Origin of the sequence: Neobacillus sp. CF12 (assembly GCF_030348765.1) — a bacterium.
GTDB lineage: Bacteria > Bacillota > Bacilli > Bacillales > Cytobacillaceae > Neobacillus.
Genome location: NZ_JAUCEU010000007.1, coordinates 2,790,019 through 2,803,002, shown reverse-complemented (window position 1 = coordinate 2,803,002; position 12,984 = coordinate 2,790,019). Strand labels below are relative to the sequence as shown.

At 38.3% G+C, this 12,984-nt stretch carries 7 protein-coding genes and 1 pseudogene; 7 read left to right on the top strand and 1 reads right to left on the bottom strand.

Annotated features, from left to right (window positions below; translation table 11 throughout):
• The first annotated feature begins 3 nt into the window (after positions 1 to 3).
• A complete protein-coding gene (locus tag QUG14_RS13280) occupies positions 4 to 771 on the top strand; it encodes a hypothetical protein (RefSeq protein ID WP_289341007.1) in 768 nt (255 codons plus the stop codon).
• Between the two features lie 19 nt (positions 772 to 790).
• Positions 791 to 1,189: pseudogene (locus QUG14_RS13275) on the top strand (transposase); the annotation flags it as partial.
• Positions 1,190 to 1,434: 245 nt separating this feature from the next.
• Here QUG14_RS13275 and QUG14_RS13270 read toward each other — a convergent pair.
• Positions 1,435 to 3,201, bottom strand: a complete 1,767-nt coding sequence (locus QUG14_RS13270) for a glycoside hydrolase family 13 protein (protein ID WP_289341006.1) — start codon at positions 3,199 to 3,201, stop codon at positions 1,435 to 1,437.
• 250 nt (positions 3,202 to 3,451) lie between these two features.
• On the opposite strand from QUG14_RS13270, the gene QUG14_RS13265 reads away from it, so the two are divergent.
• From QUG14_RS13265 to QUG14_RS13245, 5 genes are all read left to right on the top strand, one after another.
• Positions 3,452 to 4,720, top strand: coding sequence for an extracellular solute-binding protein (locus QUG14_RS13265; protein ID WP_289341005.1), 1,269 nt, complete (start codon positions 3,452 to 3,454; stop codon positions 4,718 to 4,720).
• 151 nt (positions 4,721 to 4,871) lie between these two features.
• The gene (locus QUG14_RS13260; RefSeq protein ID WP_483310724.1) at positions 4,872 to 6,149 is read left to right on the top strand and encodes a carbohydrate ABC transporter permease; all 1,278 of its coding nucleotides are present in this window, start codon (positions 4,872 to 4,874) and stop codon (positions 6,147 to 6,149) included.
• Between the two features lies 1 nt (position 6,150).
• Positions 6,151 to 6,993 carry a sugar ABC transporter permease gene (locus tag QUG14_RS13255; RefSeq protein ID WP_289341003.1) on the top strand — a complete coding sequence of 281 codons (843 nt, stop codon included), beginning with the start codon at positions 6,151 to 6,153 and terminating at the stop codon, positions 6,991 to 6,993.
• A gap of 101 nt (positions 6,994 to 7,094) precedes the next feature.
• Entirely contained in the window at positions 7,095 to 8,123 is a 1,029-nt protein-coding gene (locus tag QUG14_RS13250) for a LacI family DNA-binding transcriptional regulator (RefSeq protein ID WP_289344139.1), read from the top strand.
• Between the two features lie 223 nt (positions 8,124 to 8,346).
• On the top strand, positions 8,347 to 12,690 hold the full coding sequence (locus QUG14_RS13245; protein ID WP_289341002.1) for a pullulanase X25 domain-containing protein: 4,344 nt from the start codon (positions 8,347 to 8,349) through the stop codon (positions 12,688 to 12,690).
• Positions 12,691 to 12,984 lie beyond the last annotated feature (294 nt).

Below are 12,984 nucleotides of genomic sequence, written 5' to 3'. Positions count from 1 at the left end.
TTGTTGAGCGTTTATTTTAAACCTAGAACGGATGAGGATTTGGAAAGCAATAGCGTTATAAAAAATGAAATAATAAAAGATAATTACAAAATAATTGCTTTACTAAGCAATTATTTAAATCATGCACCTGACTTTATTGAAAAAGAAGAGATAGATGAGCTTGTTAGATATGGTGTCTCATATGAACATGCTTTCGGTGTACTATTATCTGCTGCTTTCGGACTTGATATTGTCGATAATGTTGACGAAAAGGATTTGTTCAACAACTATTTTCAGAAGATGATTTATAAACTTGACGCAAATGAATATGCTAACAATCCATATTATAAAAATATCAAGATACCAACGATAAAAATCGGTAATAGTGAATTAAAATATGAGCGATATAAACCTTTTGAAGGATTTGTTTGTAATGATATTATCCAAACAAAAGAGGGAAGACAGATTCCACAGATCGGTTTTTTCGAAAATGAATTCATGTTTCCTACGATTCTAGAGAATAATCGAATCTGGATGACCATCACACCAAATGAAATTGAAACGATGAATGTTGATGAGGCATTTGGAAACGTACTGGCTTTTGGGCTTGGGCTTGGGCTTGGGCTTGGCTATTATGCGTATATGATTTCTGAAAAAGAAAATGTTGATAGGATTACCATTGTTGATATCAATGATGATGTTATTCATTTATTTCAAAAATATATATTACCACAGTTCAAAAATGCTCATAAGATTAAGATTATCAAGGCAAAATTCAAGATAGCAAACTAGAGCAAATACACTTAAAAATGAAATCATTGCGTATAACGTGATGAAACGTCCTGTTTATAAATTGGTGGGAGATATGTTAGACTAAGCGATTGAACGTTTTCAGCCAGGAGACCAAGTGACGCTTCACTCAGATTAAGGTTGGCATTGTCAAATTAGACAATATCAAAAAACACTAGAACAGCACCAATTTACACAGAGTATGTCCCGAAAAGGTAACTGTTTAGATAATGCAGTCATGGAAAATTTCTTTGACTTATTAAAGTCCGAACTTCTTTATCTACAGGAATTTGACAGTATAGAGCATTTTGAACGGGAATTAGCTGATTATATTCACTATTACAATCACAAACGAATGAAGGCAAAATTAATAGACCTGAGTCCGGTGGAATACCGAACTCAAGTCTTAAAAGTTGCATAAAAATATTTGTCTAACTTTATTGGGGCAGATCACCCAGTTGGGTGTTGCCTTTTTACGTTTCTTGTAACGGATTAACACTGCTGTATTAACTATGAATAATCCCATCAGGCTTATAAGTGATCATTTAAACCAGTGAATGAAGGATTCGGAGTTATTTCCATTAGTTTCAGTACAATCATAAATTCATTTCGATTTTTTACCTTACTCAATATTGTGTTTGTATTGAGGTTCTTCTTGCCTTATTTTCAATTAGTTAATTCCAAAATCTTAAAACCATTACTATCTAACTTGATTGTCAACTCATCGCCCGAAAAGACCATTTTTTTATTATCCCAAAGATTTTTAACGGTTATTGGGGCCAACTGGAATGGAAGTGTATAGCGTACCTTTTCATCTCCTGTATTTAAAATAACGATAATCGTCTTTTCCCCAATAGATTTCGTGTAAGCCAGACAGGTATTGTGATATTCAGGATCAATAAAAGAGAGTTCCCCTTCATTCGAAAGTAATGGATTTTCCCTCCGTAACTGGAGTAATTTCTGAATATGCTCAAAAAGCTCCTTATTTTGTTTGTTTTTATCCCATTCCATACATCTGCGGCAGCCGGGGTCCTGTTCGCCCATCATGCCAATTTCGTCTCCATAATAAATGCACGGTGTTCCAATAAAAGTAAGCAAAAAAGTATAGACTTGCTTTACTCGATCAATATCCTTACCACATTCTGTTAAAATTCGTGGTGTATCGTGGCTACCAACTAAATTAAAGGCAGTCTCATTGATATTCTTCGGATACATATGAAGAACCGATGTCATATTTTCAAGGAATTCCTTTACCGTAATCGTTTGCTTGGCAAATAGATTAAGAATATTGGTTGTAACAGGATAATTCATAATGGCGTCAAATTGATCACCGCGAAGCCAAGGCATTGAATCATGCCAAATTTCCCCAAGGATATACAATTCTGGCTTGATGGCCTTTACTTCTTTTCGGAATTCCCGCCAAAAATTGTGGTCGACTTCATTTGCTACGTCTAGTCTCCAGCCATCAATATTAAACTCTCTTACCCAGTAGCGGCCAACCTCTAATAAATATTCCCTTACCTCTGGGTTTTCTGTATTTAATTTCGGCATAAAAGGTGTAAAGGCAAAAGTATGATAATTTGCTTTGGGTTTGGTAACTAACGGAAACTCACGAGCGTGGAACCAATTTTTAAAACGGGAATTGTCCCCATTTTTTAGCATATCTTGAAAGGGAGGAAAATAAAATCCACAATGGTTAAACACAGCATCCAACATCACTTTAATGCCATTTTTATGGCAGACTTCTATTAATTTTCTTAATATCTCCTTCGTTCCAAAATGTGGATCGATTTCCATGTAATCAATCGTATCGTATTTGTGGTTAGAGTAGGCTTTAAAAATAGGGGTTAAGTAAATTCCACCAATCCCCAGCTCTTTTAAGTAAGAGATATTTTGGATAATACCTTCAAGATCTCCGCCGAAAAAGTTGCTTGATGTTGGCTCTGCATTTCCCCATGGCAGTACATTTTCAGGATCATTGTCTTTATTCCCATTTGCAAATCTTTCAGGAAAAATTTGATACCAAACCGTATTTTTTACCCATGCTGGAGCCTGGAAAACATCCACATTGTGCAAAAACGGAAAGCAAAAATAATAGGCTGTTTCATCTAACGGAGGTTCTGGAAAGAATCCTTTCTCTGTAAAGCATAAAGATTCTGATCCATCATTCAATATAAAACCATACCTGAGCCTTTTGAAGGGGGGAATAATGGATACAAACCAGTAATCAAATAATTGGTCAGAACCACTCTTTTTCATCGCTTCCGTCGTTATCATCCAGTTTTTTTCATGCCAATCATAGGGATCACCATAAACAATCTTTACTTCTGTTAAATCGTTTTTCTTTGTACGGATTCGTATATGTAATTCTCCGTTTGCGCAAGCGTATGCATAATTATCTTTTGGTCGATGATAGATCGCTTCTTTTAACAATTTCGTCTGCACCTGCCTATTATTAGATATGATAATGGTATTTTACTACGATACTACTGTCAATAAAACTCTATTACTATTACATTTCAAATATTAAAAAATTTTAATAATCTAGTTGTAAAATTTAATATATGCAATATAATAGAAAGTAGTTGTGCAACCGATTTCGCAAATGTAAGCGCTTAATATTTATATTTAGAAGGCGGTTTGACACATTAAAATATTCCTACATTTTACAGGAGGGGAAAAAATGAAAAAAGCACTTTCTATCTTTATGATGATTGTCTTAATGCTAGGTGTTCTTGCTGCTTGCGGCCCAAAAAGAGACGTCTCAAGCACTAAAGACACGGACAAAAAGGAAGAAACAGCAGCAAAACCAGAAAAACTTGTAGTCTGGGAAGACAAAGACAAATCTGGTTGGCTTGAAAAGGTAGCAGCTGACTTTGAAAAGGAATATGGAATTAAAATTGAGTACAAAGAAGTAGAAATGGCAACGAAACAACGCGATCAATTACGCCTTGATGGTCCTGCAGGTACAGGTCCAGACATTGTTACGTTGCCACATGACCAAATTGGGCAAGTTGCCACTGAAGGACTTATTGCGGAACTTAAAGTGGATAGCAAAGTTACAGACACATTTTCACAATCTTCTATTGATGCACAAACCTATGATGGAAAACTATACGGACTTCCAAAGTCTTCTGAAACACCAGTTTTCGTTTACAATAAAGATTTAATGAAAGAAGTTCCAAAGACATTAGAGGATCTTTACACTTTCGCGAAAGAGAATACGAAGGGTGAAAATTACGGTTTCTTAGCTCTTTGGGATAATTTTTATTTCGCTCACGGCATCATTGGCGGTATGGGTGGATATGTTTTCAAAAATAATGATGGAAAACTTGATCCAGCAGACATCGGTTTAAATAACAATGGTGCTGTTGAAGGTACGGAATACATCCAAAAATGGTACAAGGAAGGCTTATTCCCGAACGGTATTATCGGTGAAAATGGCGGATCGGCTATGGATGGACTTTTCACTGAAGGGAAGGTCGCTGCTGTTATGAACGGGCCTTGGTCCTTTAAACCATATCAAGATGCTGGAATTAATATTGGTATGGCCGCACTTCCTACTCTGCAAAATGGTGAGCATGTAAAAACCTTTATGGGTGTTAAAGGGTGGCATGTATCTGCTTTTTCTAAACATCAAGAATGGGCAACTAAATTCTTAGAATTTATCACGAATGATGAAAACTCAAAATACCGTTTTGAACAAACGGCTGAAGTTCCAACTAATAAAGCTTTATTAGATGATTCAGTGATTAAAGATAATGAAGGGGCAAAAGCGGTTGCTGAGCAATCTCAATATGCAGTTCCAATGCCAAACATCCCTGAAATGGGCCAAGTTTGGAAGCCAATGGCTGATTCATTGCAAACGGTTGTGACGGGCAAAGCAGAACCAAAACAAGCACTTGACTCTGCTGTTGATCAAATTAAAGCAAACATTGAATCTACTAAGTAATGAAAATAGCAGTACCTCAGCTTTTGAGGTACTGCTATCTATTCATACTACTTTATATAAATTGTTTAGATGCTTTATGAAGATAAAACTCTTTTTTTTCTTGATAAAGCATCTGAGCAGCCTAATTGTCATGATGAAAGGGGAGTGTAGGATGTCTTCCTATTCAACCAGTTACCGTAAGAAAGCATTGATTTTCTCTATCATTCCAGGGTTAGGGCAGATTTACAACAAACAAACGTTGAAAGGTATCTGCTTTTTCGTATTGAGTGCCGCATTTATTTATGTTTTTATCGATTTATTAAATATTGGATTATGGGGTTTAGTGACATTGGGAGAGATTCCACAATTAGATCACTCTATTTTCCTTTTGGTTTATGGGATTTTAGCCATAATTGTTCTCGTTTTTGGTCTTGGCTTCTACCTATTTAATTTGCGTGATGCTTATAAAATAGGGGAAAAACGTGATCGTCATGAAACCATTAGTACTATTAAGGAGCAATACCGTAACCTTATTGATCATGGATTTCCTTATTTAATTATGTCACCAGGATTTTTACTATTAGTGTTTGTCGTCATTTTTCCGATTATTTTCGTCGTCTTACTAGCATTCACAAACTACGATCTTTATCATTCTCCTCCGGCAAAGCTAGTTGATTGGGTTGGGTTTAAAAATATTATCGAAATTTTTAAAGTTGATATATGGCGTAATACCTTCTTATCCGTATTGTCGTGGACGTTGGTATGGACATTTGTTGCTACTACCTTTCAAGTAGCTTTAGGTATTTTCCTAGCGATTATCGTGAATCAAAAGGATGTAAAAGGAAAGGTCATTATTCGTACCGTTTTTATTCTGCCTTGGGCGGTTCCGGCATTCGTATCCATCCTTGTTTTTGCAGGAATGTTCAATGAAACCTTCGGTGCCATTAACCGGGATATCCTTGGCTTTTTTGGTATTGAGGGACTCCCCTGGATGACAGAACCCCTTTTCACAAGGATTGCTTTAATCTTTATTCAAACCTGGTTAGGATTCCCGTTTATTTTTGCGATGACAACAGGCGTCCTACAATCGATTCCGGATGATTTATATGAAGCGGCTAAGGTTGATGGTGCTTCTAATTTTCAAAAATTTAAAAACATTACCTTGCCGCTCGTTTTGTTTGCAACAGCACCCGTTTTAATTACCCAATATACATTTAATTTTAATAATTTCAATTTGATCTATTTATTCAATGGCGGTGGACCTGCGATGACGGGGCAGAATGCTGGCGGTACAGATATTTTGATTTCTTGGATTTACCGCTTAACCATGATTTCTGCGCAATACTCAAAAGCCGCTATGCTTACGATGCTTTTATCGGTGATTGTGATATCCGTTGCTTTATGGCAGTTTAGACGAACAAAATCATTCCAAGAAGAGGATATGATGTAATATGAGTATGAAAAGACAGAATTTCATAAGACTTTCCTTAACTTATTTGGTTATTTTAATGATGTTTGTCATTATTTTGTATCCTTTGGCATGGATTATCGGATCATCCTTTAATCCAGGGCAGAGTTTATCCGGCTCAAGTATTATTCCAAAGAATGCAACTTTGGCCCATTACAAGGAACTTTTTGATATGGATAAAAGCAATTATGTTTTTTGGTATATGAATTCGCTAAAGGTTAGTATTTTAACCATGGTATTTACCGTTATCACTGTTAGTCTAACGGCATATTCTTTTTCACGCTATCGATTTATAGGCCGAAAAAATGGCTTATTGACTTTTTTAGTTTTACAAATGATCCCGAACTTTGCTGCCTTAATTGCCATTTACATTTTAGCGACCCTTACCCATTTAATTGATACCCATATAGGTCTCATCTGTGTCTATGTTGGCGGTCAAATACCGATGAATACATGGCTGATGAAGGGTTATTTAGACACGATACCAAAAGAACTTGATGAATCGGCTAAAATAGACGGTGCAGGGCACTTAAGAATTTTTTTCCAAATTGTTATACCGCTTGCAAAACCTATTATCGCAGTAGTTGCATTATTCTCTTTCATCGCACCGTTTGCTGATTTTATTATCGCAAGTATTTTACTTCGAACACCGAAAAATTACACTCTGGCAGTTGGACTCTATGACCTTGTTGCCAAACAGTTCGGAGCTGAATTTACCACTTTTGCTGCAGGGGCTGTTTTAATTGCTGTTCCAATAGCGATTCTTTTCTTGTCATTCCAGCGTTATTTTGTATCTGGTTTAACTGCAGGCGGTACAAAAGGCTAATTCTTTGAGGGAGTGTCTCACAATTTCCGATTCGGTCATTATCGTTATATAATAGTATATGAGAAATCCATAAAACTCCCTAATAGAGAGGGGTGTTAGACATAGCGGTTACAATTAAGGATGTTGCAAAGCTTGCGAATGTTGCTCCGTCAACAGTCTCAAGAGTGATTGCCGATAGTCCGCGAATAAGTGAAGCAACAAAGCGTAAAGTAAATGAAGCAATGGGAGAGCTTGGGTACCATCCAAACTTAAATGCAAGAAGTCTTGCAAGCCAATCGACACAAACCATTGGGCTTGTCATGCCGAGTTCAGGAGATGTCGTGTTTCAGAATCCCTTTTTCCCAACCGTATTGCAAGGAATTAGTGAAGGGGCTCATGAAAAAAAATACGCTTTGCATATGACAACTGGAAAATCAGAAAAGGAAACACTTGAAGCAGTGGTTGAAATGGTTCAGGGAAAAAGAGTAGATGGGATGATTCTACTAAAATCTAAGGTGGAGGATAAAATTATCTCATATTTACTAAAAAGAAATTTTCCATTTGTCCTTATTGGTAAACCTTATAAAAATGTAGAAGAAATTACCCATGTTGATAACGATAATTTTCGTGCCATGCAAGAAGCTACCGAATATTTAATCATGCAGGGTCATCATCAAATTGCCTTTATCGGTGGATGTCTTGAGCTTGTGGTAACGGTAGAGCGGTTACTTGGTTATGAACGGGCATTACGAAATGCTGGTATTGAATTGAAAAATGAATATATTATTCATGAAGAATTTTTACGTGAAGGCGGTCAGGAAGCTGTTAAAGAGCTCATGTCACTAGAAAATCCGCCTACTGCCCTCGTGGTAGTTGACGACTTTATGGCTTTAGGTGTCTTGAATACACTAGATGAGTTAGGAATCAGCGTTCCAGAGGATATTTCCATTGTCAGCTTTAATAACGTACTTCTTTCAGAAATGGTGAAGCCCCCGTTAACATCTGTTGACATCAATATATTTGATCTCGGCTATCAAGCATCAAAGAACTTGATTCAAAAGATTGAAAACAGTAACGAACCAATAAAGCGCATCATCATTTCCCATAAATTAATTGAAAGATCATCATGCTGCCATCTAAAAAACAAGTAAAATCAACGAAAGCCCCTAATTTTAATAGGGGCTTTTGCTATTTTAATTGGAATTGCTTATTTTCACCAAAAACAAGCATAAAGACCCATAACTAAACCTCTTAATGAGTAATAATGTCCTATTCTTTGGAAAATACAGATAATGAGATAATACATTTTAAGGAAGCGTTTACAATTATTTGTGCAAACGTTTGCTTAAAACAACTTTAAAGGGAGCTGGATGCATGAAGGGTAAGATGAGAAAGATTATAAGTTTCATAACTCTTTTTGTTTTATTTGCGCAAACGATTGCTCTTGGATTTATTAATCCAATTGAATCAAACGCGGCAGAACGTGTGGTAACGCTAGTGGGGAATCTACAAGATGAACTTGGCGGATTGGGTGAATGGAATCCGGCTGATGCCTCAACAAGAATGACCCTTCAGGAAAATGGAAAGTACAAATTGACAGGGACGCTTCCTGCAGGAAACTATGAATATAAAATTGCAATTAATGGTTCATGGGACGAAAACTATGGAGTAAACGGGGTTCCTGGCGGCGATAATTATAAGCTGTCTCTTGATCAGGAAAAACAAGTCACCTTTATTTATGATGATAGTACCCACAAAGTTTCTGTTCCTGTAGAGCTTCCAGACGACCAGAAGCCAAGGATTGTGGGAGATATCCAGCCTGAGCTGAACGCTGGTGGAGAATGGGCGCCAGGTGAATCAACTGCGATATTAAAGGATGAAGACCTCGACAACATTTACACCTATACCGTACAAGTACCGAAAGGAAAGCATGAATTTAAGCTTGTTCTTGGGAACAATTGGTCTGCTCCGGCATATCCAGCGAATAACTTTGTTCTGAATGTAGTGAAAGACACGGTGGTTACATTCTTTTATAACCATGATACAAAGGAAGTGTACACCGATTATGACCCTGGATTACCGGATGGCAATGTCCAAGGAGATAAGCTGTTTCACGACACTTGGGATACAGCTTACAGGTCACCATTCGGGGCCGTAAAAGCAGGGGATACGGTCAAGCTTCGTCTCCAAGCGAAGAAAGGCGATTTAACTTCTGCAAAGGTTCAGCTGAAAAACTACAACACTGGTAATACCATCATGTTGGAAATGGAATATGCTGGATGGGTTGAGCTAAATGGTGCACCAGTGGAGTTTTGGGAAGCTGATATAAAGCCGGAAGAAAAGGGCGTTTATGGATATAAATTTATTGCTCGTGACGGAGAATCTCAGAAGGAGTACGGGGAAGACATTGCTGAAGGCGGAAAAGGAACAACTTCTGATGCCAATGCTTCTCTATTCCAATTAACCGTTTTTGACCCTGCGTACAAAACGCCAGATTGGATGAAGGAAGCGGTCGTGTATCAGATTTTTCCGGATCGCTTTTTCAATGGAAATAAAAAAAATGACGATGCCAAAAATACAGCACGCGGCGATGAGCCAATTGAACATCAAGAATGGAGCGAACTTCCGGACAACCCTCGTGAAACTAATTCCGAAGGCTATACTGGAGATGAAATTTGGTCCAACGATTTCTTCGGAGGTGACATTTCCGGCATTCAAAAGAAACTCGATTACATTCAATCTTTAGGTGTCAACACACTCTATCTAAATCCAATTGCATACGCATCATCGAACCATAAGTACGATGCGACAGACTACAAAGAAATCGATCCAATGTTCGGCTCTCCAGAAGAATTTAAGGCTTTTACGAAAGAATTAAAGAAACGGAAAATGCATTTAATTTTAGACGGTGTGTTTAACCATGTTGGTGACGATTCCATCTACTTTGACCGTTATGGAAAATATCAAACGGTTGGTGCTTACGAATACTGGTCAGCGGTTTATGACCTTGTCAATAAAGGAGTTACAGAAGAAGAGGCAAAGAAACAAGTTGAAGAAAAATTAAAGGCAGAAGGACAAACCATTAGCCCATACGGTTTCCACAACTGGTTTAACATTGAAAATGTGAAGGTTGATGGTGTTTATAAATATCAGGCATGGTGGGGATTTGATTCATTACCAGAAATCAAATCGATTCCTGGAGAAGTGGTGGACTATCCATCAGAGTTAAATAATAAGCAGTTTGCTAACTACATGATGTATGATGACGACTCTGTTGCCAAATCGTGGCTGGATCGGGGTGCAACAGGCTGGCGTTTAGATGTTGCGAACGAGGTCGATCCAGAATTTTGGCGCGAATTCCGTAATGAGCTGAAGACCGGAAAGAAAGATGAACCGCTGATTCTAGGTGAAATCTGGGATGATGCTTCTGAATATTTCCTTGGCGACTTATATGATTCCGTTATGAATTACCGATTCCGCGGTGCTCTTATCGATTACCTGAAAAATGGAAATGCCGAAGGGGCAGAAAATCAGTTGAATGCGGTATACGAAGATTATCCGAAAGAAGCATTTTACTCCCTGATGAACTTAATGGGCTCGCACGATACCCCTCGCGCAGCGTTTGTGTTAGGTAATGGAACCGACTCCTTTGAACGTGCGGAGTACGATAAAAATTACAACCATCAACTCGGAATTCAACGCCTAAAGCTTGCCGCGACCCTGCAAATGGGTTATGCTGGTGCGCCGACTGTTTATTACGGCGATGAAGCTGGTGTCACTGGCTCGAAGGACCCCGATGACCGCAGAACTTATCCTTGGGGTAACGAGGACACCGATCTTGTAAAACATTATCAATCAATTGGAAAAGTAAGAAATACCTATCATGACCTTTTCAGTTACGGTGATTTAAACCATCTTTATGCAAAAGGGGATGTTCTTGCTTTCTCCCGTTCAGACAAAAAGAACTTTGCGGTTGTTTTAACAAACAGAGGTACTGAAGAACAGACGATTGAACTTGAATTAGAAGATTTATTGATTAATGGTGTGAAATTAACAGATCAGCTTGATAGAAAGTACACAACCGTATCAAAAGATGGAAAGCTTACAGTTACTATTCCAGCCATGAGCGGGCGCATGCTTGTGTCTGCTAAGGGTCAAAATCTGAAACGTCCAGCTGCCGTCACGGGATTAACGATTGAAGAAGGGAGCCGCTCGGCCACTTTAAAGTGGGAAGGTGATGCAGCTAAGTATGCCATTTATCAAACAACGATTTCTGGCGCTTTTTATAAAAAAGTAATGGAAACGTCTGAGAATACGGTCACCATCGATGGTTTAGACAATGGCCGCAACTATTATTTTGCCGTGGCAGCACTTGATAAAAACGGGAATCCTTCTGATAAAGCTGCAACAGAGAATGCAGTTATTCCACATGTTGAGTTAAAAGATGGAAATTACCAGATTACCATCGTAACATCACTTGAAACGGGGATCATTGACCTTTCGAAGCCGCAAACAGTCACCGCTGCTATCTTTGTACAAGGTGAAACGGAAGCTGATCAGATGGAAGGCTTACAGGCAAAGCTCGAGGTAAAACAACCTGGTAATGAAAACTGGACTACCTATAAGGCTTCCTATATCAATCAACAGGAAACCGCAAATGTCTTTAGTGGAAATTTCCTACCATTAAAAGAAGGTAACTATGAATATCGCTTTGCTTTTTCAACTGACCTTGGACGTAACTGGGTCACGAGTGAAACGCAGGAGGTAAGTTTTACAAAAGGGGAAGATACGATTGCTCCGGCTGATCAAGTAACATTAGAACAACCAGTGCAGGAATCGGGACAGGTCAATCTTTCATGGAAGGTAGAAGGATCAAACGATCCCTATATGATTGCGATTATCCGCGATGGTGCCATCATCGATCAGTTGTTTGAACCAACAAAGCTATCTTACCAAGATATCAATGTAACAAACGGAAAGTCATATACCTATGAAGTGCACGTGTATGATCAGGCTGGTAATATCGTAAAATCGAACCCTGTTACCGTGACGCCTGAACTTATAACCGTTAAGGTAACCTTTAAAGTCAACGCACCAGCGTACACTCCACAGGGAATAAACATTACGATGCCAGGAACGAAAAACGGCTGGAATACGGGCGCATGGGAGATGACACGTGGCGGCGCAGTAACAAATGATTATGAGTATACAATAGAAGCGCAGGAAGGTGAAGTGCTTACTTACAAATACGTCAAAAATGGTTCTTGGGACCAAGAAGGTTTAGCAGACCACACTCCATCGAACCCAAATGATGATGACGTAAGCTACTATGGTTACGGGGCAACGGGAACCGACCTTTCGATCATCGTAACAAATCAAGGCGGTAACCAAATGGTTGTTCAAGATAAAATCCTTCGTTGGATTGATATGCCAGTGGTCGTGACTTCTCATACTGATGGGCAAAGCGTCACAGCGGACAGCATCACCCTACAGGGAAATGCTATTAAGGAAGGAGTTCTCACTATTAATGGCGAGCCAGTAACAATAAAAGACGATATGACCTTCTCCTATAATATTGTGCTAAAAGAGGGAGAAAACAAATTGACCATCCACATTGAGCCATCAGACGAAAACAAATCAACTATCTTTAAAAATGATGGAGGTGCCATTGGCAAAGCTACGAAAACCATTCAAATGACGATTTTAAAAAATTTATGAAAAGAGTCTCTCGATTTTTAGGGATGTAATTATGATGAAATGAAAAAGGAATTGTTACAGTACGCTCCAAATTTTTCCTTAATAAAATTGTTTAGATTCCTTGTTATTAGTAGTTACTAAAATGATTAAACGAGTGTGAAATCACAAGCACCTTATGTGCTGCCACATACACTCTGGAACTGGGAGGGTGTCTCGCAACTTATTTTAAAGAAAGGCAACTAACCCGTAGTTTCAAGTAGAAAGTAATTAAAAACGAAAAAGGTATTATTATGCAGCCTTAGCCCGCATTCGGGC